The organism is Peribacillus sp. RS7 (assembly GCF_041956845.1).
Taxonomy (GTDB): Bacteria; Bacillota; Bacilli; order Bacillales; family DSM-1321; genus Peribacillus.
Window position 1 is genome coordinate 4,239,076 of record NZ_CP168135.1, and the last position, 24,476, is coordinate 4,263,551.

Annotated in this window: 20 protein-coding genes; 15 read left to right on the top strand and 5 right to left on the bottom strand. The window is 39.7% G+C overall.

All coding sequences use genetic code 11. The features are described 5' to 3' along the window. Positions 1-288: 288 nt before the first annotated feature. The 8 genes from ACDZ29_RS21245 to ACDZ29_RS21280 all read left to right on the top strand — a co-directional run bounded on the left by ACDZ29_RS21245 (position 289) and on the right by ACDZ29_RS21280 (position 9,662). Positions 289-1,701: an amino acid permease gene (locus ACDZ29_RS21245; RefSeq protein WP_375088582.1), complete on the top strand. Its 1,413-nt coding sequence runs from the start codon at positions 289-291 to the stop codon at positions 1,699-1,701. A gap of 173 nt (positions 1,702-1,874) precedes the next feature. Beyond that, entirely contained in the window at positions 1,875-2,330 is a 456-nt protein-coding gene (locus tag ACDZ29_RS21250; protein WP_375088583.1) for a hypothetical protein, read from the top strand. A gap of 92 nt (positions 2,331-2,422) precedes the next feature. Then, positions 2,423-3,253 (top strand): phosphonoacetaldehyde hydrolase, encoded by an 831-nt coding sequence (phnX, locus tag ACDZ29_RS21255; RefSeq protein ID WP_375088584.1) that lies wholly within the window; start codon positions 2,423-2,425, stop codon positions 3,251-3,253. A 181-nt stretch (positions 3,254-3,434) separates the two neighbouring features. Continuing rightward, positions 3,435-5,198 carry a sulfoacetaldehyde acetyltransferase gene (gene xsc, locus ACDZ29_RS21260; protein ID WP_289316742.1) on the top strand — a complete coding sequence of 588 codons (1,764 nt, stop codon included), beginning with the start codon at positions 3,435-3,437 and terminating at the stop codon, positions 5,196-5,198. Positions 5,199-5,351: 153 nt separating this feature from the next. Continuing rightward, positions 5,352-6,704, top strand: coding sequence for an aminotransferase (locus ACDZ29_RS21265; RefSeq protein WP_375091193.1), 1,353 nt, complete (start codon positions 5,352-5,354; stop codon positions 6,702-6,704). 140 nt (positions 6,705-6,844) lie between these two features. Then, positions 6,845-7,594 carry a PIG-L family deacetylase gene (locus ACDZ29_RS21270; protein WP_375088585.1) on the top strand — a complete coding sequence of 250 codons (750 nt, stop codon included), beginning with the start codon at positions 6,845-6,847 and terminating at the stop codon, positions 7,592-7,594. Between the two features lie 41 nt (positions 7,595-7,635). Then, positions 7,636-8,697: a YeiH family protein gene (locus tag ACDZ29_RS21275; protein WP_375088586.1), complete on the top strand. Its 1,062-nt coding sequence runs from the start codon at positions 7,636-7,638 to the stop codon at positions 8,695-8,697. Positions 8,698-8,951: 254 nt separating this feature from the next. Continuing rightward, positions 8,952-9,662: a GntR family transcriptional regulator gene (locus ACDZ29_RS21280; protein ID WP_289316740.1), complete on the top strand. Its 711-nt coding sequence runs from the start codon at positions 8,952-8,954 to the stop codon at positions 9,660-9,662. A 158-nt stretch (positions 9,663-9,820) separates the two neighbouring features. Here ACDZ29_RS21280 and ACDZ29_RS21285 read toward each other — a convergent pair whose 3' ends face one another. Next, positions 9,821-10,309: a divergent PAP2 family protein gene (locus ACDZ29_RS21285; RefSeq protein WP_289324744.1), complete on the bottom strand. Its 489-nt coding sequence runs from the start codon at positions 10,307-10,309 to the stop codon at positions 9,821-9,823. A 250-nt stretch (positions 10,310-10,559) separates the two neighbouring features. On the opposite strand from ACDZ29_RS21285, the gene ACDZ29_RS21290 reads away from it, so the two are divergent. Both ACDZ29_RS21290 and ACDZ29_RS21295 read left to right on the top strand, forming a co-directional pair. Further along, positions 10,560-10,931 carry a hypothetical protein gene (locus tag ACDZ29_RS21290; protein ID WP_375088587.1) on the top strand — a complete coding sequence of 124 codons (372 nt, stop codon included), beginning with the start codon at positions 10,560-10,562 and terminating at the stop codon, positions 10,929-10,931. A 30-nt stretch (positions 10,932-10,961) separates the two neighbouring features. Beyond that, positions 10,962-12,230: an erythromycin esterase family protein gene (locus tag ACDZ29_RS21295; RefSeq protein ID WP_375088588.1), complete on the top strand. Its 1,269-nt coding sequence runs from the start codon at positions 10,962-10,964 to the stop codon at positions 12,228-12,230. Positions 12,231-12,984: 754 nt separating this feature from the next. On the opposite strand, the gene ACDZ29_RS21300 is transcribed toward ACDZ29_RS21295, so the two are convergent. Beyond that, positions 12,985-13,425, bottom strand: a complete 441-nt coding sequence (locus tag ACDZ29_RS21300; RefSeq protein ID WP_375088589.1) for a GNAT family N-acetyltransferase — start codon at positions 13,423-13,425, stop codon at positions 12,985-12,987. A 123-nt stretch (positions 13,426-13,548) separates the two neighbouring features. Here ACDZ29_RS21300 and ACDZ29_RS21305 point away from each other — a divergent pair, with 123 nt between their 5' ends. Continuing rightward, positions 13,549-14,001, top strand: a complete 453-nt coding sequence (locus ACDZ29_RS21305) for a MarR family winged helix-turn-helix transcriptional regulator (protein WP_289316735.1) — start codon at positions 13,549-13,551, stop codon at positions 13,999-14,001. A 128-nt stretch (positions 14,002-14,129) separates the two neighbouring features. Here the strand turns inward: ACDZ29_RS21305 and ACDZ29_RS21310 are convergent, their stop codons facing one another. From ACDZ29_RS21310 to ACDZ29_RS21320, 3 genes are read right to left on the bottom strand one after another with little or no spacing between them, the layout of a single operon-like run. Beyond that, complete coding sequence (locus ACDZ29_RS21310; protein ID WP_289324748.1) at positions 14,130-15,989, bottom strand: ABC transporter ATP-binding protein; 1,860 nt, start codon at positions 15,987-15,989, stop codon at positions 14,130-14,132. After that, a complete protein-coding gene (locus tag ACDZ29_RS21315) occupies positions 15,986-17,710 on the bottom strand; it encodes an ABC transporter ATP-binding protein (protein WP_375088590.1) in 1,725 nt (574 codons plus the stop codon). Before ACDZ29_RS21315 ends, ACDZ29_RS21310 begins: the two co-directional genes overlap by 4 nt. After that, positions 17,707-18,186, bottom strand: a complete 480-nt coding sequence (locus tag ACDZ29_RS21320; protein WP_289324750.1) for a MarR family winged helix-turn-helix transcriptional regulator — start codon at positions 18,184-18,186, stop codon at positions 17,707-17,709. Before ACDZ29_RS21320 ends, ACDZ29_RS21315 begins: the two co-directional genes overlap by 4 nt. Before the next feature lie 493 nt (positions 18,187-18,679). On the opposite strand from ACDZ29_RS21320, the gene ACDZ29_RS21325 reads away from it, so the two are divergent. The 4 genes from ACDZ29_RS21325 (at position 18,680) to ACDZ29_RS21340 (ending at position 24,354) form a co-directional block, all read left to right on the top strand. Beyond that, entirely contained in the window at positions 18,680-19,675 is a 996-nt protein-coding gene (locus tag ACDZ29_RS21325) for a thiamine pyrophosphate-dependent dehydrogenase E1 component subunit alpha (protein WP_289324751.1), read from the top strand. Positions 19,676-19,687: 12 nt separating this feature from the next. Continuing rightward, on the top strand, positions 19,688-20,671 hold the full coding sequence (locus ACDZ29_RS21330; protein ID WP_289316730.1) for an alpha-ketoacid dehydrogenase subunit beta: 984 nt from the start codon (positions 19,688-19,690) through the stop codon (positions 20,669-20,671). A gap of 314 nt (positions 20,672-20,985) precedes the next feature. Beyond that, on the top strand, positions 20,986-22,356 hold the full coding sequence (locus ACDZ29_RS21335; RefSeq protein ID WP_370014722.1) for a sigma-54 interaction domain-containing protein: 1,371 nt from the start codon (positions 20,986-20,988) through the stop codon (positions 22,354-22,356). Between the two features lie 444 nt (positions 22,357-22,800). Beyond that, the gene (locus ACDZ29_RS21340; RefSeq protein ID WP_289324753.1) at positions 22,801-24,354 is read left to right on the top strand and encodes a long-chain fatty acid--CoA ligase; all 1,554 of its coding nucleotides are present in this window, start codon (positions 22,801-22,803) and stop codon (positions 24,352-24,354) included. Positions 24,355-24,476 lie beyond the last annotated feature (122 nt).

A 24,476-nucleotide genomic window follows, 5' to 3' on the forward strand; every position in this document is an offset into this window, starting at 1 on the left:
ATTGACTTTAAAAATGTCAGAGTGTATTATACACATAGAAAGTGGTACTAACATCATGACGTAGTGATGTTATGTTCGCTTTGAATTTCAAAATAGCCTGAGGAAGGGGGAAGAAGTGAGTTATAGACTCTTAAGTTCATAGTGTTCCTGTGTTGTTTGAATATACCATGTTTCCAAGTTCCCAAGTTCCCACTATCTTGTACATGTAAAGGACAGGCAGCAGTAAAGCCTTGTTTTTTAGCGATTATTTTAGTTGATTCCCCAAAATATTGAAAGTTGGTGGAGGGTATGAAACATCAACAGGAAGAACTGAAACCAGGTCTGAAACAAAGACATTTAACGATGATATCTTTGAGTGGTGTCATAGGCGCTGGTTTATTCGTAGGAAGCGGTATCATTATTGGTCAAACGGGTCCCGGGGCGATATTATCCTATGTTTTGGCAGGCTTGATCGTTGTTTTAGTCATGAGGATGCTGGGGGAAATGGCTACAGTGAATCCCGATACTGGATCATTTGCCGTATATGCAAGGGATGGGATTGGTGAATGGGCCGGTTTCACTACAGGTTGGTTATATTGGTTCTTTTGGGTTATCGTAATTGCATTGGAAGCAACAGCTGGAGCTGCGATCATACATGGATGGCTTCCTTCCGTTCCCGTCTGGGTCATAAGTCTATCATTGATAATCCTATTGAAACTGACGAATATATTTTCCGTAAAATCGTTTGGTGAGTTTGAATACTGGTTTTCTATCATTAAAATAATCAGTATCATCTTATTTTTGTGTCTGGGTATGGCAGTGATCTTAGGATTTATCCCAACGATAAAACCACCCGGAACTTCCAATCTTTTGAATTTTGGCGGTTTTATTCCAAATGGGATAAGTTCTGTACTTGTTGGCGTCGCAATCGTTTTTCATGCATTTGTTGGAGTGGAAATTCCTGCGATAGCTGCTGGTGAGACGAGTGATCCGGTCAAGTCAGTTAGAAGTGCATTGAATAGCGTGGTTTGGAGAATCCTGATTTTCTATATTGGGTCCATAGCCGTACTAGTGACGCTTTTACCCTGGAATTCAGCTTCCTTGCTGAAAAGTCCATTTGTTGCCGTACTTGAAATGCTAGGAATCCCTTCTGCTGCGCTAATCATGAATATAGTTATTCTCATTGCATTGCTTTCCTGTTTGAATTCAGGATTATATACAAGCTCACGCATGTTGTTTTCACTTGCACAAAAGGGGGACGCTCCAAGGGTATTTTCAAAAGTGAGCAAGAATGGTGTCCCTATATTTGCTGTAGTCGGTTCTACTTTATTTGCCTTTATCAGTACCATTTTCAGTTACGTTTCACCTGATAAAATCTTTTTCTTTTTAGTGAATTCCTCGGGCGGGGTCGGAATTCTTGTCTATCTGGCCATTGCGGTTTCCCATCTCCGATTAAGGAAGAGAATGGAGAAAGAGAATCCCGGAATTTTCAAGATCAAGATGTGGCTGTTCCCGTATTTGACGTATGCAACCATTCTTTCCATGATTTCCGTGTTGATATTAATGGCATTTATCGATTCACAGCGTCCACAGTTTATCTTTACCATGCTATTTAGCTTGTTCATTATCTGTTCATTCTTTTTCATACGACGTAAAAAAGCGAAATATATCGAGAATGAATTAAATATTGTTTCTGGTTCCCCTAATTCTGAAAAGTTATAGCTTTAGCTCTATACCATCGATTATTAACTTAAGGTAATGCTTCGTTTACTTCTATGGAATTCCTCAGACAAAATTCTTCAATCACATTTCACCTAGAATATGATTCCCATAGAAAAAGAGAGTTGTGCCAACTAGATGGCATCTGTCTTTTAAATCATGAAGGAGGGATTATGTTGAATGGTTTCCGTGTATTAACTAATGGGTTCATCCTTGGAGCCGTATTGTTATCAGGCTGCAACGATTCAGCTAAACCGGAAGAGGGCCAACAAGAAAAAAATCCAGTAATAAAAGAAAAGTCGGATCCAAATCCAGGTGAGGCCCAAAATGCAGAGGTTATTAAAAAAGGTGTCGGCGAAGTGCTTCAATCCATTAACGCATTAGAAACAGAAGTAAGTACAAAGGCGGATGTTGAGAAAATTCAAAAAGTGGGAAAAGAGATCAGTTCTGCCTGGGATTCGATAGAAAAGCAAGTGGAAGATGAATATCCCGATTGGTATGAACGAATTGAGAAAAACCTTTACCCATTAATTGGGGAGTCAGGGAATCCTGATAAAGACCCGCAAAAAATTAAACGACACTCTGAAGCTACTAAAGAAGACCTACAGCTATTTTTGGAAGAAATGAAATGAATTCACTTTATACCCGGGTTGATCACCAGTGGAGAATTTACGGGTGTGGATGGTGGTTTTGAAGGAGGTAAGGATGAGGAGGGGAGCATAGATTGGAAAGTGCCAAAAAATGCAAAGAAGTGCAAGCAGTAATATTTGATTGGGCAGGAACTACGGTGGATTATGGTTGTTTTGCACCGGTACAGGCATTTGTCGAGATATTCAGGATAAGGGGGATTGATATTACCATTGAGGAAGCAAGGGAACCTATGGGGTTATTGAAAATGGATCATATAAGGGAACTCTTGAAAATGAATAGAATATCCAAGTTATGGATTTCGAAAAATGGAAAAGAACCGGATGAAATTGAGCTTAGATCGTTATATAAGGACTTTGAGGCTTTGCTTTTTAAGGTTCTCAAGGAGAACGCCAAGCCTATACCAGGCGTAATTGAATTAGTCAGCCGTTTAAGGCAGCAGGGAATAAAAATCGGTTCGACAACAGGGTATACTCGTGAAATGATTAATGTTGTTAAAGAAGAGGCGGAAAAATGGGGCTATCACCCGGATTCCATTGTTGCATCCAACGAAGTGCCTGCAGGACGGCCTGCCCCTTGGATGTGCTTTCAGACGGCGATGAATCTCCAAGTGTATCCCCTCAGTAAAATTGTCAAAGTCGGCGATACGATCAGTGACATCAAAGAAGGCATTTCTGCAGGAATGTGGACTGTTGCCGTATTGAAAGGCGGCAGTGAAATCGGTCTTTCAGAAACAGAAATCAACGATATGGACCCATATGATCTGCAAAAACGGATGAAACATGCAGAAAACCGTTTTCTGAATGCAGGTGCCGATTTCGTAATTGATGAAATAGGCGATTTATTGGAGATCATCGACAGGATCAACTACAGATTGACAGAAAAAAAGGATAGATTTATTGTTTAACGAAAAATCATTGATGTAATGCATAAGTTTGTGACCTTGATGGATAATGATCTTGTTTAAATTCAAAATATTCAATTTATTCATTGACTGTTTCACCCAATGGTAGTATTATACATCTTATAACTGGTACGGACGTTGCAACGTCATTATCAGAAATAAATATAATTAAGGAGAATGCGCTATGGTCGAAACAAAAATGTTAAGAGGAACGAAAGTTAAAATGACACCAAGTGAAGCCATCGTTGAGACATTGGTGGCTGAGGGAGTTAAACATATCTCGGGAATCCTGGGATCCGCTTTCATGGATATGCTTGATTTATTGCCAACTGCAGGCATCCGTTTCATTGGTGTCCGCCATGAACAAAGTGCTGCACATATGGAAGATGCCTATTGTCGGGTCTCAGGTGTTGCAGGGGTTGTCATCGGGCAAAACGGACCTGGAATGACCAATATGGTCACCTCTGTTGCAGCGGCCAATCAAGCTCATACTCCTATGGTGGTCATTTCTCCATCAGCTGGTACACCAACGGTTGGATGGGATGGTTTTCAAGAATGTGATCAGGTTTCCATATTCAAGGCCATCACGAAAGAAACGGTTAGAGTGACACATCCAGGCCGGGTCGCTGATTGCCTTAGGACAGCATTTCGGATTGCCTATGCAGAGAGGGGTCCGGTTTTATTCGATATCCCCCGTGATTATTTCTATGGTGAAGTGGAAGATCAAATACTGCAACCACATCAATATCGCGTAGATGAACGGGGCTGCGGATCTTCTGCATCATTGGATAGAGCGGCTGAAATTTTAGCTAAGGCTGAGTATCCTGTCATCATTTCCGGTAGGGGAACCGTTGATTCAGATGGCATTGAGGAAATTAAGAATATTGCAGAATATTTAACAGCTCCGGTAGCTGTCTCCTATATGCATAATGATGCCTTTCCTGCTGATCACCCATTGTCAGTCGGCCCAATCGGTTACATGGGTTCAAAGGCTGCCATGAATACACTTAAGAAAGCGGATGTCATTTTAGCGGTCGGTACAAGATTATCGGTATTTGGAACGTTACCATGCTATGACATTGATTATTTTCCTAAAGATGCACAAATCATCCAAATAGACATTAACCCAAGGCAAATAGCGAGGACGCACCCTGTGGAAGTCGGGATCATCGGAGATGCCCGTGAAGCGAGTCGTGAAATCTTGAAACGCTTGAAGGCAAGTAAACCTAATCTAAAACAAGAAAAAAAGCGGATAGTCGAAATAACGAATGAAAAACAAAAATGGGAAGAAGAATTGGTGAAACTTGCGATGATCGATGGAACCCCGATCAATCCGCGTCGAGCCCTACTGGAATTGACTAAAGTGTTGCCTGAAAATGCCATCGTCACTACAGATATCGGTAATGTATCGTCAACTGCAAACGCTTACTTGAAATTCAATCAGAGCCGCAGGCATATCGCTGCGCTTACATTCGGGAATACGGGATTTGCTTACCCATCCGCACTAGGTGCCAAATTAGCTGAGCCGAATACTCCTGTTATAGCCATTGTTGGAGATGGCGCGTGGGGTATGAGCTTACATGAAGTGAGTACGGCTGTTGAAGAAAACATACCGGTCATTGCATGTGTCTTCAATAATAATGCATGGTGCGCAGAGAAAAAGAACCAGGTCGATTTTTATAATAACCGTTTTGTAGGGGCGGATATCCAAAATCCTGATTTTGCAGAAGTTGCCCGATCTATGGGTGCTGTTGGTATAAGAGTGGAAAAACCTGAGGAGTTAGGCTCTGTCATTGAAAAAGCAATAAAATCAAACAAACCGACTGTGATTGACATACAAGTGGATGGAACACAATTAGCTCCTCCTTTTAGAAAAGACGCATTAAAAATGCCTACTAGATTATTAGAAAAATATTCTCACTTAGATCATAAAAACTGGGATAAATAATGGTGTGAAAAGAGTGATATCACTTGTGCGATGACTTGGTGAACTATTCGGGTCATCGCACCATCACCAACAATTCTCCTAAAAGATCTGTAACAGCATGGGAACTTAACTTAATTGCATTCAATGAAAAATAAGGGGGTTTCAATAGTGAAGATGGAAACTGAAACGAAAGACCTTGTTCAAATGGATAAAGACCATTTATGGCATGCGATGCATCGCTATAATGAGAAGGATGCTCCCATGATGGCTACAGAAGGATCCGGCTCATGGTTCACAGATTCTAAAGGTGATAAATATTTAGATGGGGTTTCCGGTTTATGGTGCTTGAACCTGGGGCACGGACGAAAAGAAATTGCCCAGGCAGCCTATGAACAAATGATTAACTTATCTTACTTCCCTTTAACGTTAAGCCATAAGCCGGCAATCGAATTATCTGCAAAAATTAGTGAACATTTAAAGGGCTCTTATACAACCTTTTTTACGAACAGCGGCTCTGAGGCGAATGAAACAGCTTTTAAAATAGCAAGGCAATATCATTCTCAAAATGGGAATCAGGGTAAATACAAATTCATCTCAAGGTATAGAGCTTATCATGGCAATACTTACGGCGCGCTTAGTGCAACAGCACAGGCTAATCGGAGAGTGAAATATGATCCGGCGGTTCCGGGTTTCCTGCATGTTCCACCGCCGTACAATTATCGAAGCCCGTTTGGGGAAAACGTTGAAAATTCCGATTTGCTTGCAGCTGAATATATCGATCAGGTCATTAACTTTGAAGGGGCTGAAACGGTAGCAGGTGTTATTCTTGAACCATTCATTTCTGGTGGCGGAGTCCTTATTCCTTCGAAGGAATACTTAACGAGGGTTTCGGAAATCTGTAAGAAGCACGATGTTCTTTTAATTGTGGATGAAGTGGTTTCAGGTTTTGGGAGAACCGGAAAAATGTTTGGGTTCATGCACTCAGATGGGGTTCAACCGGATATTGTAACGATGGCAAAGGGTTTGACCAGTGGTTATCTTCCACTTGGAGCAACGGCAGTGAATTCCAGGATTTATGAGAAATTCAAGGATAACGGAAATTTAAATCATTTCAGGCATGTGTCAACATATGGAGGCCATCCTGCATCTTGCGCAGTTGCGCTAAAGAACATTGAAATCTTAGAAAATGAAAAAATCGTGCAACGAGTATCTGAACTTAGTGAATCGACACTAAGTGAGCTCTTTGAATTGACAGCCCTGGATAAAGTAGGGGAAGTTCGGGGAGTTGGGTTTTTATATGGTATTGAATTAGTGAAAGATAAAAAGACAAAAACGCCTGTTTCCGATGAATTCATGGGTAAAATAATAGGGGCTTGCAAGGAAAAGGGTCTTATCATCGGTCGTAATGGTGATACAGTTCCTGGATATGGAAATGTATTGATCATTGCACCGCCTTTATCTTCGACCATTGAAGATTTACGCTTTGTCATAGAAACGGTTAAATCCGTTTTATATGAATTATGCTAAAGATGATTAGCTTTAGGGTGCTATATTTATAGACGAATTTGAAGATGGGCATGATATGTCTAACTGTTTTGACATCCATGTCCATTTTTTCATATTGGGTCTCACAGTGTGGGAAAACTGGATCCGAAGTAGGAGGAAATATGCAATCACAACAAAGGTTATTAGTGGTTCTTGCACATCCCGATGATGAATCATTCTTGTGTGGCGGAACCATTGCCAAAATATCCGAGCAAGGTGTTCATATAACTTTACTATGTGCGACAAAAGGCGAAATGGGTAGGCGGATGGGGAATCCGATTCTTGCAACGAGGGAGTCATTGCCTGGACTAAGGGTAAAGGAGTTAAACAGCGCTTGTGATGAGTTAGGGATCAACGACCTTCGATTTTTACATGTAAGGGATAAAACCATTGAATTTGAATCCATCGATTTATTAGCAGAGAGAATCGTAAAGGTGATTCGTGAAGTTAGACCGGATGCACTAGTCACATTCCATGAGAAATATGGGGGACACCCAGACCATTGTGCAATTGGTCGTGCAGCAGAATTGGCTTTTTTAAAATGCGGTGATCCCGGTTTTTATCCAGATCCCGTTTTTCCCGCTATTAAGGTTCATAGCCTGTACTTTGTCCTATGGCATGCTTTTCATGAAAAATGGTTAAAGGAAAACGGGCTGAGCAGTATCACAAGAGTGAATATAGCAGGGACTTTACAGAAAAAGATCCGTGCCCTAAGGTCCCACCGTTCACAGACTCTAGCCGTTCCTGAATTGTGGGGGAATCAGATTCCAAGCTTGCCTTTTTTAAAGAAATCCGAGTATTTTATCAAAGGGAATTCTCCTAATGATATGGAAGACAACGATCTTTTTCAAACGATAGAAAGAATGAGATGATCCGTAATGCTTTGGTTTATCCGGAAAGGGGGAAGGAATGTATGGAATTAGAAAAATATGAACCACTGGAAGAAACAATTCAGGAACAGCAAAATTCGAAATCACCGCTTCAAAATAGAGTGCTAATGTGGATGAGCGGTATCGCTTTCACCTTTTTTATTGCACTTTTAGGCTTGGGGCTGTCCAAGATTGCAGGATTCAATCGAATCGGCCCTCTTGCGTGTTCGATCATCATTGCCGTGATTTATCGTCAAATCGCTGGATATCCAGAAAGGTTCCGGACGGGAATTGAATTTTCCGCTAAAAAACTCTTGCGTTTTGCCATTATTTTATACGGATTGAAATTAAATATCGATGTGATTTACAATCAGGGTTTGCCATTGTTGGTCCGTGATATAGGGACAGTAACATTTGCTATAGTCGTGATGGTCCTGATTGCAAAGTGGTTTAAGGCAGATGCCTCCATTTCCCTTCTTCTTGCTGTTGGAACTGGGATATGCGGTGCAGCAGCCATCGCGGCAATATCTCCAATAGTGAAAGCTAAGGAAGAAGATACAGCCATAGGCGTTGGGATAATCGCTTTAATGGGAACACTCTTCTCCATTATTTATACCCTTTTACGTCCGATCCTTCCGATCTCTGCTTTGGATTATGGTATATGGTCCGGGATCAGTCTTCATGAAATCGCCCATGTTGCATTGGCAGGAGCCCCGGCTGGTGAAGATGCGCTAGCGATTGCACTCCTCGCGAAATTGGGCCGTGTCTTTTTACTTATCCCTTTATGTTTCATTTTTATGTATTGGATGAAAAAACGTACACCCGGGAAAATGGGCCATGATGCCAAAATTGATTTTCCATGGTTCCTCGTGGGTTTTATAATCATGAGTCTAATAGGAAGTTATGTTTTTGGAACTTATATTACGGTGTCTCCAATTGTAATGGATGGTATTTCGAACACGACTACATTCATATTAACGATGGCCATGATCGGTCTTGGACTGAATGTCAGCCTGCAGGCGCTTCGTACAAAAGCCATGCGTCCTCTTTTAGCCATGACCATTACCTCTTTGTTGCTTTCGATTATCTCATACTTTATCGTTTAATATATTTATCCATTGTGGCCCCACTAAGTAGACTTGATAAACCTTGAATACGCGGTATTATTCGGGCTTATTTTTTCTTCAAAAGAAAACGGTCTTTGAACGTGATGTATTGGAAAAGGAGTAAAGGAAACTCATAAGTTTCTAATTTGTGGAAAAAATGGACGCTGGCATGTTTGAAAATTATAACTATTTGGTTTACAATATAAGAACTGATACGAACATTACGATGTCTTTTTCTGTTTGGAGGAAATTTTATGGAGTTAGACTTTAAAAATCCAATCCCATTACACGCTCAATTAAAAACCATATTGGAAAACCAGATTTTAGAAGGTTACTATAAGGACAAAATCCCGAGTGAAAGGGAACTCATGGATATGTATTCTGTCAGCAGGAGCACTGTACGAGAAGCCGTATCCATCCTGGTTCGTGAAGGGATATTGGAAAAAAGGCATGGGAAGGGAACATTCGTTTCCCTTAAACCTGTACAGGAATGGCTTAAGATGATAAGTTTCACTGAAACCACTAAAAGCATGGGGATTAAATTACTGGACCATGGCCGTGTTTTGACACCAGAAAATATTGCTGATGCAAATGGTTTTGAAGATGAATCTTACCATATTAAAAGGCTGCGGCTGCAGGGAGATGTCCCCATAGCGATAGAATTACATTATTATTCTTTGGACTTAGGACAAAAATTGACGAAATTCGATTTAAGCACCACAGTATTATATGACGCGCTCGAAGGTGATCTGAACATTAACTTTTGTGAAGCGGAACAAATTATAACATGCGGCTTTCCAACAAAAGAAGATGCTGAACATTTAGGTATAACAGAAACGATGTGCTTGCTGATTACAGAAAGAATGATTTTTGATTCTGATGGTAATTTAGTAGAATATTATAAAGGTTTATTCAGGTCGGATATGTACTCATTCGCTATGAAAATGTCCCGGAAGAATAACTGATTTTATTTTACCGACGCAAAAAATGACCTAAGCCTTTAGAGTGGTTTAGGTCATTTTCGGTTCTCAAATTTTATAAATATGATCAACAAAATTATTCGTGACTTTACATTTTTCCGGATGGATAACTAAGAAAAAACACCTTTAATAAGCTGGTTTTTTTATTCAGCCGAATTAGTGGGCTTACCATCCTCCAATTTAGCCGAAATAAGGCCAAGTAGAACTCCAAGCAGCGCACCTGCTCCTACTTCCACAGGCTGATGTCCGAGCAGTTCATTCAGTTCTTTCTCACGCTCCACATACTCAAAACTTGGAAACTCACCAGAAAATTTCGCCAGATTATCTTCAAGATCATTCACAAGCTTTGCAATTTCGCCTGTATGGCGCCGAATCCCTTGAGCATCATACATCACAATTACGCCAAACACTGTCGCAAGTGATGTCTCCGTATGCAACCATCCTTTATTGGCTGCCACATAGGATGCCAGTGCTGCCACACCCGCAGAGTGCGAACTAGGCATGCCGCCTGTTGTTAAAGCCTGCTTCAAGTCCCACTTTCCCGTAAGCCTATTATGCGTTAAAATTTTCAATCCTTGAGCAATGCCAATTGCCGATAGCGCCGTTAAAATTCCCCGATTCATCTTTTCCATGAGCAACTCCTCCACTCCAGACCAGTCCCAATCCAATCCGGGAATTTGTCTTCTCTCTTTTGATACCCAAAATATAATCTTTATATGCGGAAGTCATCCATGATTTATCAGCATTTATTAAAAGTCTACTTGTGATATTTTGCTTCAGTTTTTACGGGGAAAGGCGTTATTTCATATTAATATTTATAGGATTGGTCCCTTAAGGAAAATCTATAACGGAAGATTAACAAGGTGTTAAGGTGGCTATGGAATGAACAAGTTCAAGGATATAAATCCGGAAGAGTTAAAAAGGATTCAGACTGTAACCAAGCAATTGTCTTTCACAAAAAACTTCAGGTCTGCTACTGCTGAAGAATGGTTTGTTTTCATTCCCGGCTTTAAGGATCCAGTTTCTGGGGGTGCTGCTGGAAAGGCTATAGTTCACTACAATCTATATGGGAACAAAGATATGTTTATTAACACAACGGTCATTCTGGATGACCCTGTTCTATTTGAGGAAGAAAATTTTCAACTGGTTTACTCTATATGTGATGAACTTGTAAATCGACTGGTAGGATACGCTGATACATTGCTGTCAGTGCACGCAGGTTCAAATTCTTATAATGCTGAGTACAAACGGTAATGGTGGTAAGAAGAATAAGGAGGAAAAACTGTGCATCATAATCTGGTTCAATCAATAATTGAACATTCAGTACCGCTTACAAATGATGGTGATTGGGGTAAGCTCGTTCAACAAGTTGAAAATTCAAAATTTGTTTTGCTGGGAGAGGCATCACATGGAACATCCGAATTTTACACGGCCCGAGTTGAAATAACAAAAAAACTGATTAAAGAAAAAGGGTTCACCTTTGTAGCCGTTGAAGGCGATTGGCCCGCATGTCAGGCAATTAATAGATATGTTAAAGGCTATGACCTAGTGACGAAAACCGCAAAGGATGTGCTTAAAAGTTTTGACCGCTGGCCAACCTGGATGTGGGCAAACGAGGAAATGATCGACCTGATTGAATGGATGAAAGAATACAATGAATCTGGACAAAAACAAACGAAAGTTGGATTTTATGGGATAGATATCTATAGTCTTTGGGAATCCATGGATGAAGTCATCCATTACTTAAAACAAATAGATTCACCTGACCTCGAAGCTGCCAGACAGGCGTTCACATGCTTTGAGCCATTCAATCGGAATAACGAAGAGTACGCAGTTTCCGCAGGCATTTTTTCTGAAGACTGCATAGAGGAAGTAGCCAAATTACTGACAACCATTCAGAGAAAAAAAGAAAAATACCCCCATCACGAGGAATTGAATTTGAATCTTCAAGTGAATGCATTGGTAGCTTATAATGCGGAAAATTATTACAGGACTATGGTGGTTCATGACGATAGATCATGGAATATTCGAGATATGCATATGGTGGATGCACTTAATGAAATTATGGATTTTTACGGTTCAGAAGGCAAGGCGATTGTATGGGAACATAATACCCATGTCGGCGATGCCAGCGCTACTGATATGAAGGATTCCGGGATGATTAATGTCGGCCAGGTCATTCGTGAGCAAAACCCAACTGAAGATGTATTTATCACAGGTTTCGGAACCTACAGGGGAACTGTTATTGCAGCAGATGAGTGGGGCATGGATTTTGAAATAAAAACAGTACCCCCGGCAATGAATGGAAGTTGGGAGGAGGCAATGCACCTTTCGGGGGCGAATGATAAGTTGCTCATTTTCACCGATGAAAATCGTCAGCTATTCCAAGATAGTATTGGACATCGGGCGATTGGAGTTGTTTACAGACCGGAATATGAACAATATGGAAACTATGTACCATCTGTAATGTCAGATAGATATGATGCTTTTGTGTACATTGATGAAACTCAGGCCCTTCACCCGCTTGTTCACGAAAAAGCACCCGTTATGTAAAAAATATAAATATACAAGCCCTTTATAACATGTCGAGTTATAAAGGGCTTTGCCTTTTTGTTCGTGCTAATTCTTAATGCTACCCAATGTGGTCTTATCATCTTAACGGAAACTAAAGTCTTTGCGTTTGATCGCTTCTGTTTTTTAAGCTTTATTAAAAGGGATTAAAATATTTAAAAACCATTCTATAAAGAATGGTTTTTATCTTGATATCTATTCGCGGATGGACTGGATTTTTTAAATGAACCTTCAATTAATAAGGTGAGTAATTAAGAATCGGGCCCCCTAAACAGACGGTTAATAAAGTTCCGAAACCAATTGATCCTGAAAATGACTGCCATAACTAAGAAGAAAAGATAAATGAATGTTTTTGAATATGGTGTATTTCTTCCAGTTAAATCTTGAATGATCAGCATCAAAAGGTCTACAGGATTTGGGGCGGAATTTGTGCATGTAAGTAGATAGCCGTTCCTATCCTAGTACAATAACCATTAACCCAAACGTTAAACAAACAAGTTTAATGAGCAGTTGCTCTGGCTTTACCAAGTTATTAAGTAAAAAAAGCCTTTTATCGATACCAAAACCTATTATTAAAGCAGTTAGTAGACCCAATAATTCTGGTCATTGCCTTTTTAAAAGCGAATTTAGAAATATCATGATAGGTCTGATTGAATGGTTAAAGAACAACCAAGGGTTAATAGTATGATCCCCATCAGATAAAGGTTAATATTTGTTTTACTCGCATTTAACACACTTATTCATTAACTAATTCTTTTATCATCAAAAGATGTGGACCGCCATCTTCCATAAAGACATCGGATGAAGTGTGATAGCCAAGTTTTTTATAAAAACCCTCTGCCTGTGTTTGCCCATGTAATTTAACCTGGGATATTTCCTTTTTATTTGCAATTTCTTCCAATGTTTTAATTATTATTTTTCCAAGACCAAATTTACGGTAAGGCTCTAAGATGCAAATTCTCTCTAATTTACCTAAACCATCAACAACTCTTAACCTACCAGTTCCGACTGGTTTTTCATTATAATAGACTAATATGTGTTCAGATAAAGCATTAAGTGTATCAAATTCATCAAATTCACTTTCTAAAGGGAAATCTTGTTCCTCGACAAATACTTCTTTTCTGATTTGAAAGGCTATTTTTAAATCATTTTCTGTAGTTATTCTCTTTGAATCCAATGTTCTTCATCCCTTTTCTAGATTTATTCAGTAAGACAAGTCATAATATATGTATATCCTTTTTATAGTATATACGAAATTATTTTTGTTGTAAATACAACAAAAAAGTCGGGAGCTTTTTGAATGAAGGAAATACTCCGTGAAATTGGAATGATAGCAAGGGCATTGGATTCTATAAGTAATATCGAATTTAAAGAATTAGACCTTACAAAAGGGCAGTATTTGTATCTTGTACGAATATGTGAAAATCCAGGAATTATTCAGGAAAAGGTAGCAGAAATGATAAAGGTTGACCGAACGACAGCAGCTCGTGCAATTAAAAAACTTGAGATACAAGGTTTTATTGAAAAGAAAGATGATGCTGACAACAAAAAAATCAAAAAGTTATACCCTACTGATAAAGGTGAAAAAGTATATCCCTTTTTACAGAAAGAAGGGGAGTATACCGACAAGGTGGCATTAACAGGATTTTCTAGGGACGAAACGGAATTGATTTTTCATCTTCTTCAAAGGGTCAGAAAAAATATTGAGGTAGATTGGGAATTTGTGAAAAAAGGAAATAAAAGGGAGTATTGACGCATCTTAGAAGTTATTTGCTTCATGGATGACTGATTGGAGCTATTAGTTAAAGCGCTTATAAAGGTTGTGGAGATAAATTGATAAAAAGAGGCTCGATTTCGTTTGGAAATCGAGCCTCTTTCATATTATCCAGCTACATTTTCAGTGAACTGACTATTGTATAACTCTGCATAGAAACCATTCACCCTTAAAAGTTCTGAATGTGTTCCTTTCTCTATCACTTTTCCTTGATCCATAACTAGAATCAAATCTGCATCCTTAATCGTTGAGAGACGATGGGCGATGACAAAGCTAGTTCGTCCTTCCATGAGTCGGTTCATGGCCTTTTGGATAAAGACTTCGGTCCGAGTGTCAACACTGGACGTCGCTTCATCCAATATCATGATTGGTGGATCTGCTAGAACAGCTCGGGCGATTGTCAAAAGCTGCTTTTGTCCTTGTGAGATGTTAGAAGCTTCTTCGTTTAAGATTGTCTCATACCCATCTGGCAGTGTCCGAATGAAATGGTCGGCATGTGCCGTGCGGGCAGCTGCAAAAATTTCTTCATCAGTTGCTCCATTTTTGCCATATGCGATATTTTCTTTAATCGTGCCATTAAAGAGCCAGGTATCTTGAAGCACCATCCCAAAGTTTTTTCGAAGATCACTCCTGGACATATTTCGTGTATCAAGACCATCAATATTAATCTTTCCGCCATTTAGTTCATAAAATCTCATCAAGAGATTTATCATGGTCGTTTTTCCAGCACCAGTCGGTCCAACAATTGCGACCGTCTGTCCAGGCAAGACATCGATGTTCATATCTTCAATTAACATTTCTTCCCCATATCCAAAGTCCACATGTTCAAAAGTGACAGCACCATTTGCTCTCTTTATATTAGCTGTGGTTTTTTCTTTCATTTCCTCTTCTTCATCAAGTAGCTCAAAGACACGCTCAGCTGCTGCAACCGTCGACTGAATAATGTTTGCGATGTTAGCTGTCTGTGTGATCGGCTGGGTGAACTGCTTTGAATATGTGATGAATGCCTGAATATCACCAATCGAGATCGAACGTTGCGTTACCAATATTCCGCCGACAACGCTGATGAGTACATAACTCAAATTTCCGATAAAGAACATCATGGGCATGATGATACCGGATATAAACTGAGCTTTGCTTCCCGCTTTATACAACTCTTCATTAACCATGGTAAACTGGGCACTCGCCTTTTTTTCATGTCCGAATGCTTTAACGACTTGATGGCCAGTATACATTTCTTCAATGTGTCCATTTAATTGTCCGAGTGTACGCTGTTGATCGGCGAAATGTTTTTGGGATCTTTTTAAAATAGGCCGGATTGCAAATATTGACAAAGGTAAGCTTACTATCGAGATTAATGTCAATAACGGGCTAATCGAAAGCATCATGATGATAATCCCCAAAATCGTTACGATCGAAGTGATGAACTGCGTTAAGCTTTGCTGAAGGGTGCTTCCGATCGTATCAATATCATTTGTCATTCGGCTAAGTGTTTCCCCGTTTGGACGTCCCTCAAAATATTTGAGAGGAAGTTTCCCGAGCTTTTCGTTAACATCTTCTCGTAAATCATATACTGTGTCCTGTGCAACACTTGACATAATGTATTGTTGTACATAGTTGAAAAGGCTGCTTAAGGCATAAAGTCCGGCAAGCAGTAGAAGGATCTGGCCAATTTTATCAAAGTTAATAGCTGCTCCTGGTATTCCCTGGAATTTCCCGTAAGCTCCTTCGAATAATTCTGTAATTGCATTTCCCATGATCTTTGGTCCAACAATCATAAAAATGGTACTCATGATTGCAGCGAAGAACACGGAAATCAATTTGTTGCGCCGCGGTTTTAAATAGGCCAAGAGGCGTCTTAGTGTTCCTTTAAAATCTTTTGCTTTTTGACCCATCATCATCATGTTACCGCCACCGGGACCATGCCCAACCTGACCGCCGCTTTGAGGTTTTTTTTGATTACTCATGCAATTTCCTCCTCTGTGAGCTGTGATAAGGCGATCTCACGGTAAATGTCGTTTGTACTAAGCAACTCTTGGTGTGTTCCCATACCTACAATGTGGCCTTCGTCCAACACAATGATTCGGTCAGCGTCCACGACCGTACTGACACGCTGGGCAACGAGTAGTACTGTCGAATTTTTCGTTTCATCTTTCAGGGCTGCGCGAAGGTTGGCATCCGTCTTGAAGTCTAGTGCAGAAAAACTATCATCGAATATATAAATATCGGGTTTCCGAATGAGTGCCCGTGCGATCGAAAGTCGTTGTTTTTGCCCTCCTGATAGGTTTGAACCGCCTTGTTCGATTTCTGCCTGATATCCGTCTTTCATTTTGCTGATAAAATCTTCCGCTTGCGCGATCCGAGCCGCATGCTCGACTTCATCTTGTGTGGCTGTTTGTTTTCCAAAGCGAATGTTTTCAGCGATAGTACCAGTAAAGAGGACGGCCTTTTGTGGTACAAAGCCAATTTTTGAGCGAACTTCATCTTGTGATGACTTACGAATATCAACACCATTGACGCGAATCGTTCCACTTGAAATATCATAGAAGCGAGGGATCAAATTGACGAGCGTCGTTTTCCCTGAGCCTGTTCCACCGATTATTGCGGTGATTTCACCAGGACTTGCAGAAAAACTAATATCCGATAATGCAGGTTCTTCTGCTCCTGGGTAACTGAACGTCACATGTTCAAATTCAAGTGTACCGTGTTCACGATCTGCCTTTTCTGTACCCTCATCCAGGAATGAAGGTTTCATGTCAAGGACTTCGTTTATCCTTGTTGCCGACACGGCCGCACGTGGAACCATAACGAACATCATGGATGCCATAACGAGGGCGAACATAATTTGCATAACATATTGGATAAAGGCCATTAAGTCCCCGATCTGCATACCGCCGTTATCAATACGAATTCCACCAAACCAAATGATACCAACAACCGTCAAGTTCATTACTAGCATCATTACAGGCATCATGAATGCCATGATTTTATTGACCTTGATCGAGACATCCGTCAATTCTTTATTCGCTTTCTTAAGTCGTTCCTTCTCTTGTGTTTCACGATTGAAGGCACGAATGACGCGAATACCAGTTAAATTTTCCCGTAATACAAGGTTCAACCTGTCTAATCGTTTTTGCACCGTTTGAAAGAGTGGCACACCTTTATATAGAATAAGCAGGATCGACCCAATCAACAAAGGCATTGTGACAACAATGACAAGGGATAATTTTGCATCCATGGATACTGCCATGATCAAACCGCCGATTAACATGATAGGTGCACTGATAACCATACGTAGCATCATGATAACCACTTGCTGGACTTGTGTTATATCATTGGTCGTCCGAGTAATCAATGATGCGGTACCTACTTCATCAAATTCTTGTAACGAAAATTTTTCAACATGATTAAAGACTTTCAGCCGGAGATCGCGTCCCATTCCCATAGCCGCTTTTGACGAATAGTAGCTTGCGATTATGGAAGCGCAAGCGCCAAGAGCGGAAACCAGCAGCATCAAACCACCAATTTTCCAAATGTATGGAGTGTCTCCTTGAACGACGCCTTTGTCAATAATATCGGCCATTAATGTAGGCAAAAAGAGGTCCGACATCGATTGAATAAAAACCAGTCCGATGACTGCTGAAATAATCCACTTATAAACGGATAAATTTTTCAGTATTTTTATCATTTTGTACACTCTCCCTGTTGGGTAGCTTGTGCTTCTAAAAAGTTTGTAATTTGAAGATGCGTTTCAAGCAGCTCTTCAAACTGTTCTTCCGAAAGCAATTCAATGGCCGATTGGAAAATTTGGTGAATGCTTCCTTCGTGAAAATGGATCGTTTTTAATAAATTTTCCCCCGTTTCGGTGATTGACAACTGAATCTCACGCCGATTGCCCTCCACATGCTCGCGATGGAGCATACCTGCCCGAACGAGACCATCAACCGCTTGGCTCAAGGTGCTTTTTGGAAGAAATGTTTTCGCCCCAACGGTTTTTTGAGTCATCTCCGTTTGAAGAGTGATGGCCATCAAAATGGAATATTGCGGAACTGTCAACCCATTTTCTGCCGTTGTCTTTTGAACGAACCGCATTATATTTTTCTGCACGTTCCAAAATGAACGCAAAAGTTGTACGGAACGCATCAACTGTTTTTCATTCTCCACTCAACATCACCATTCTTTCTTTTTCAAACTGTTCTATATTGAACAATTAATTTTATGAATCATTTTAATTTACATCTATCTTTCCGCTTCGTCAACAAAAAAACGACTTCAACACCCCAGGGTTATCTGGACTTTGCTACATATATGGAAATGGGTTTTAAAGTCAGGGGAGGCTTTCGCGTGAAAACAAACCATTCAATGTGAAATTAACTTGAAAATGTGAACTGATAAGTGTTAGGATAATATTGAGTTAGTACCAGGTAATAATAGTAGATGATAACGCAAATGAGAATGTACGGGTGTTAAATGGCAAGCATGTATACATAATAGAATTTTTCTTCCGTAGAACATAACAGGACTTAAGTTTGCGAGACAAACAGACAGCTAATAAGACACAGAGCCCCATTTTAAATAAGGTGCCAATATGAGGAAAATATTCTGGTTTTAACGGGGAAATGTTTTAATTATTAGGTAATAGGAGGGATGATGACATATGGTTGAAAACCGTCATCTACAGGTAGGTCTCAGTGACGAAAAAGTGCTTGAGATGTATAGAGTTATGTTGTTGGCAAGACGTATAGATGAACGGATGTGGCTGTTGAACAGATCTGGAAAAATCCCATTTGTCGTTTCTTGTCAAGGACAAGAAGCAGCGCAAGTGGGTGCAGCTTTTGCATTGAATCGTGAAAAGGATTATGTCCTTCCTTATTATCGGGATCTAGGAGTGGTGCTCGCGTTTGGGATGACCGCCAGGGATTTGATGTTATCCAGTTTTGCCAAAGCGGAAGATCCAAATTCAGGCGGGCGTCAAATGCCTGGGCATTTTGGGCAAAAAAAGAATCGGATTGTGACGGGATCTTCGCCAGTTACCACTCAAGTGCCACATGCAGTGGGGATTGCACTCGCTGCAAAAATGGAAGGAAAAGATATTGTTTCATTCGTTACATTCGGAGAGGGTTCATCAAACCAAGGTGATTTTCATGAAGGAGCGAATTTCGCAGGTGTACATAAACTTCCGGTCATCTTGATGTGCGAGAATAATCAGTATGCCATTTCCATCCCGATAGAAAAGCAATTGGCTTGCAAGAAAGTTTCGGACCGGGCCATTGGTTACGGCATGCCAGGGGTGACGGTTGATGGAAATGATCCGATCGAAGTATACCGGGTGGTGAAAGAAGCGGCTGAGAGAGGAAGGCGTGGTGAAGGCCCAAGCTTAATCGAAACGGTTTCATACAGGCTTACACCACACTCAAGCGATGATGATGATAGTCAATACAGGTCGCCTGATGAAGTATCGGAGGCAAAAAAAATGGATTCGATCATTACTTTTGCTGCCTATTTAAAAGCAGCAGGAATCATGGATGATTCACTGGAGAAGCAAATGAACGAGGAAATAATGGAAGTAGTGAACGAAGCGACGGATTATGCAGAAAATGCTCCATTTGCGAATGAAGACACGCTCTCAAAATACGTTTACGCAGAAAGGTAAGGAGGAAAGAAAATGGCAGTGATATCTTATATAGATGCGGTGATAATGGCGATGCGGGAAGAAATGGAACGTGATTCCCGTGTATTTGTATTAGGTGAGGACGTAGGGGTAAAAGGCGGCGTTTTTAAAGCGACTTCAGGGTTATACGAACAATTCGGGGAACAGCGTGTCATTGATACCCCGCTTGCTGAATCCGCAATCGCAGGAGTTGGCATCGGTGCGGCCATGTATGGAATGAGGCCGATTGCGGAAATGCAATTCGCTGATTTTATCATGCCTGCAATCAACCAAATTATTTCAGAAGCTGCTAAAATTCGTTATCGCTCCAATAATGACTGGCAATGCCCAATCGTCATCAGGGCACCATACGGTGGGGGCGTACATGGGGCGTTATACCATTCACAATCCGTTGAAGCCATTTTTGCCAATCAACCGGGACTTAAAATTGTCATGCCCTCAACACCGTATGACGTGAAAGGGTTATTGAAAGCAGCCATTCGCGATGACGACCCAGTCCTTTTCTTTGAACATAAACGTGCCTATCGCCTTATTAAAGAAGAAGTGCCGACTGATGATTATGTTTTACCCATTGGTAAAGCGGATGTAAAACGTGAAGGCGAGGACGTTACAGTGATTACTTACGGCCTTTGTGTTCATTTTGCGCTACAGGCAGCTGAAAGGCTGGCCAGTGATGGCATATCTGTTCATATACTTGATTTACGAACCGTTTACCCATTAGATCAAGAAGCCATTATGGAAGCTGCATCTAAAACAGGAAAAGTCCTATTGATTACTGAAGATAATAAGGAAGGGAGCATCATTAGTGAAGTATCGGCGATCATTGCAGAAAACTGCCTCTTCGATCTCGATGCCCCAATCATGAGACTTGCGGGTCCGGATGTTCCAGCAATGCCATATTCACCATCATTGGAGAAATCCTTCATGGTTAATCCTGAAAAAGTGGAAAAGGCACTGCGGGACCTGGTTGCCTATTAAATGATTGGCATGGAGGAACGAACCTTGCGCATCCGTTTAAATTGTTGTTTATATTGGGATTGATCTTAAAAATGAACTTAAGTCTAGCAACTATAAAAAAGGTTGCCAGGCTTTTTTTTTTGCTAAATAAATCATCTATAGTGAAAAAATAATCCGTTTGATTACGCTAGAGAGGGCATATAAAACTCCACCGAATTCTTTTTAATGAACACTTTATTTAGCAGTGATTTTTGGGGAATTTTCACTTCGTAAATATATATTAAATAGAAATGCGTGGTATTATATGGGAAAGCATTCTAGGTAAAGGAGAACTAATGATGAATACTGGACAATTATCCAATAATAAACTATTAGATATGGTGTTTGAAAGTACATATTATGGAATTGTAATTGTCGATAGTAACGCAAAAATTCAATATATTAGCAATAAATATTGTGAATTTTTAAATGTTGAACGCAGTACAGTGATTGGTGAACATGTGACGAATATAATTGAAAATACAAGGCTACACCTAGTAGTGCAAATAGGTAAATCGGAAATCGCTGATATACATTTTCTTCGTGGTGATTTTGTTATCGCTAATCGCATTCCTATTATCGAAAATAAGGAAATAATTGGTGCGATTGGGACAATAATGTTTCGTGATCTTGATGACTGGAACAAAATGAATAGCCACATTAAGGAGATACTGACAAAACATAATTTTTACACAAATGAAAGAGATGTTACAAATGGAGTAAAGTATTCCTTACACAATTTAATTGGAAATTCACAAGAAATACAACAGTTAAAAGAACGTGTGAAAAGGGTTGCTAGAGGTGATATCTCTGTACTAATTAGAGGAGAAAGCGGTACAGGCAAGGAAATAATAGCACATAGCATTCATCAGTTAAGTGGGAGAAGCGACAAACCACTTGTGAAAATAAATTGTACTTCAATTCCGGAACACTTGTTAGAATCTGAACTTTTCGGTTATGAAGAAGGTGCCTTTACAGGGGCAAACAAGGGAGGTAAAATAGGAAAGTTTCAATTTGCTGATGGTGGGACTGTTTTCCTTGACGAAATTGGTGATATGCCTCAGCAAATGCAAGTCAAGTTATTAAGGGTTCTTCAGGAGAAGGAATTTGAGCCTGTAGGTTCGCTTTATCCAAAAAAACTAAATGTTCGAGTGATTGCTGCAACAAATCGCCCTTTAGAAAAATTGGTTGAAGAAAAACTATTTCGTGAAGACCTTTTTTATAGAATTAATGCTGTCCAATTATTTGTTCCTCCTTTAAGAGATAGAATTGAAGATATCCCTTTACTCGTAGATTATTTTTTTAAAAAAGTCACAGCTCGAATAGGAAAACGAGTAACCTCTGTACATCCTGAGGTGCTTTCATTAATAGAGCAATATAACTGGCCAGGGAATATCAGAGAACTAGAGAATGTGATTGATGCAGGTGTTCACCTATCAAATGACGAAGTAATCGGAAAAGATGCTTTACCTGATTATCTAAAAGTTCATAAGGTTAAAATGAAAGAAGAAAGTTTAAAGGATATTGTGGAGGAAACAGAAAAGAAGGCAATCGAAAGAGCGTTAAGGAGGTTTAAGTTTGATAAAAAGCGGGTTGCGGAAACTCTTGGAATAGGGAATTCTACCCTTTACGATAAAATAAAAAAATATCGAATTTCTGACCAATAAAAATAAATCCAGGATTTCAGAATTCATTCCGAAATCCCGGATTTAATTTTAATTTCCGTATTAGTGTAGATAAAGTTACATTAAAGGAGAAAAAAGGCTATAGAACAGATTTAATTTTTATTTAAATTATGAAAATTAATGAATAAAAAATCAACTGATCTAACTTCAGTTGATTTTTTTTGATTCTTTTCTGAAAAATCAGAAAATAAATAATTGGATATTCCTCAATAATTAGGAAAAGTAAGTCAGTATAGGGGGTTTACGTTTTGGAATGAATCTTGCATTCAAATTAGAAGAAAGGAGGAAGGAATCGATAAAGACGAGTGGTCAATTTAATGGCATTTTAGAGGCACTTGTTTAGTAACAATTACTTTGAACATTATTGAATTTAGCGCTTCGATATCTGTAATTTGAATCTGCTTACATTGAAAAGGAGGAATTTCATTGGATGTCGGTTTTATAACAAGAAAAATGGCAAATGATTTAAATAATATAAATCATAGAAAAATAGCAATAAAAGAAGAAGTAGGAAAGTCAATGACGTACATGGATCTCCACCATATATCAAATGCGTATGCAAACAAGCTTTACGAATTAGGAGTTCGAAAAGGGGATCGTGTCGGTATTTTACTTTACAACTGTCTCGAATATTTTAGTCTATATTTTGCCATTGCGAAAATCGGCGCAATTGCCGTTCGACTTAACTTTAGGCTATCAAGTGCTGAGCTTGAGTATGCATTAAATGATTCACAGACAAAAATATTATGCTTCCATTCGAACTTATCCAATCAGCTGGAATCAGTTTGTAATCATGTTTCTGTTGAGCGATATTTTTGTCTTCCTCATAGAAATGGCTCAATCCCAGGTTGGTCTGAGTCATGGAGTGTTTTAGAAAGTGGTTCGGTAGATGAGGTCAAAGTCGATAACATTAAATTAAACGATCCGGTCATGCTTATGTACACATCAGGCACAACGGGAAGACCTAAAGGTGCGATTTGGACTCATGATACAACTTTCTGGTTTTCCACGATACAAGCGCTGAAATGGAAATTTACAGGGAGAGAAGTTGCGATGACGACAGGACCACTATATCATGTTGGAGCGATGGAAGATATCGCACTTCCTATTCTTATGATGGGTGGAAGCGTAGTAATTACAAAAAGCCAAGAATTCGAGATTGGAAGAATTCTTTCCGTTATTGAACAGGAAAATGTGACCGATGCTTTTTTATTCCCTTTTATGATTTATGAAATGCTAAATTTGCCTGAAATTGAAGAGTATCAGCTAAAATCTTTAAAAACTATTTATACAGGTGGTGACCCGCTAATGCCATGGGCATTAGAACAATTAAAAAAGAGGTTTCCTCAAATTGGAGTTGTTCAAGTTTACGGGTTAACTGAAGGACAACCAATTGCGGCTTCGCTTGAACCACAGGATGCTTTTACAAAAGGCCATACCGTTGGAAAGCCTATGCCACTTACAGAAATTAATATTATCGATGAGGATGGAACGCCCTTGCCTGTTGGTGAAATTGGTGAAATTGCTATTAAAAGTCCAGCGGTTTCTGAGGGTTATTGGAGGAAACCTGATGCCACAATGGAAACATTTGTGAATGGGTGGTGTAAAACAGGAGACATGGGAAAATTCGATCATGATGGGTATCTATCAATTGCAGGCAGAAAAAAAGATATGATTCGAAGCGGTGGTGAAAACATTTACTCAGCGGAAATTGAAGATGTCTTATACCGCCATGAGGAAGTGAAGGAAGTTTCTATAATTGGTATTCCTGATCCGAAATACATTGAGGCTGTATGTGCTGTTATTGTTAAAAAAGAAGGAGCCAAACTTACGGAAGAAGATGTTGTTAATTACTGTAAGGAACATCTTGCTAGCTACAAAAAACCTAGAAAGGTCACATTTGTTGATGAAATTCCACGTACCCCATCCGGTAAGGTTCAAAAGTTTATTCTTCGAAAACAGTATAGTGGTATGGAATAAATAAGGAATTTTCCAAAGGTTAAAAAGGTACAGGTTTTTTAAATACATTATTTCAATTTGTTTAAAAAATGCACATAACCACAAAGGATTCTATAAAGATAACTGGTTTACCCACACTGATG

Excerpts from the sequence above, each read along its gene's own strand:
- ACDZ29_RS21245 (WP_375088582.1), top strand. The coding sequence starts at position 289 with ATGAAACATCAACAGGAAGAACTGAAACCAGGTCTGAAACAAAGACAT.
- xsc (WP_289316742.1), top strand. The coding sequence starts at position 3,435 with ATGGTCGAAACAAAAATGTTAAGAGGAACGAAAGTTAAAATGACACCA.
- ACDZ29_RS21265 (WP_375091193.1), top strand. The coding sequence starts at position 5,352 with ATGGAAACTGAAACGAAAGACCTTGTTCAAATGGATAAAGACCATTTA.
- ACDZ29_RS21270 (WP_375088585.1), top strand. The coding sequence starts at position 6,845 with ATGCAATCACAACAAAGGTTATTAGTGGTTCTTGCACATCCCGATGAT.
- ACDZ29_RS21275 (WP_375088586.1), top strand. The coding sequence starts at position 7,636 with ATGGAATTAGAAAAATATGAACCACTGGAAGAAACAATTCAGGAACAG.
- ACDZ29_RS21280 (WP_289316740.1), top strand. The coding sequence starts at position 8,952 with ATGGAGTTAGACTTTAAAAATCCAATCCCATTACACGCTCAATTAAAA.
- ACDZ29_RS21285 (WP_289324744.1), bottom strand. The coding sequence starts at position 10,309 with ATGGAAAAGATGAATCGGGGAATTTTAACGGCGCTATCGGCAATTGGC.
- ACDZ29_RS21290 (WP_375088587.1), top strand. The coding sequence starts at position 10,560 with ATGAACAAGTTCAAGGATATAAATCCGGAAGAGTTAAAAAGGATTCAG.
- ACDZ29_RS21305 (WP_289316735.1), top strand. The coding sequence starts at position 13,549 with ATGAAGGAAATACTCCGTGAAATTGGAATGATAGCAAGGGCATTGGAT.
- ACDZ29_RS21310 (WP_289324748.1), bottom strand. The coding sequence starts at position 15,989 with ATGAGTAATCAAAAAAAACCTCAAAGCGGCGGTCAGGTTGGGCATGGT.
- ACDZ29_RS21315 (WP_375088590.1), bottom strand. The coding sequence starts at position 17,710 with ATGATAAAAATACTGAAAAATTTATCCGTTTATAAGTGGATTATTTCA.
- ACDZ29_RS21325 (WP_289324751.1), top strand. The coding sequence starts at position 18,680 with ATGGTTGAAAACCGTCATCTACAGGTAGGTCTCAGTGACGAAAAAGTG.
- ACDZ29_RS21330 (WP_289316730.1), top strand. The coding sequence starts at position 19,688 with ATGGCAGTGATATCTTATATAGATGCGGTGATAATGGCGATGCGGGAA.
- ACDZ29_RS21335 (WP_370014722.1), top strand. The coding sequence starts at position 20,986 with ATGATGAATACTGGACAATTATCCAATAATAAACTATTAGATATGGTG.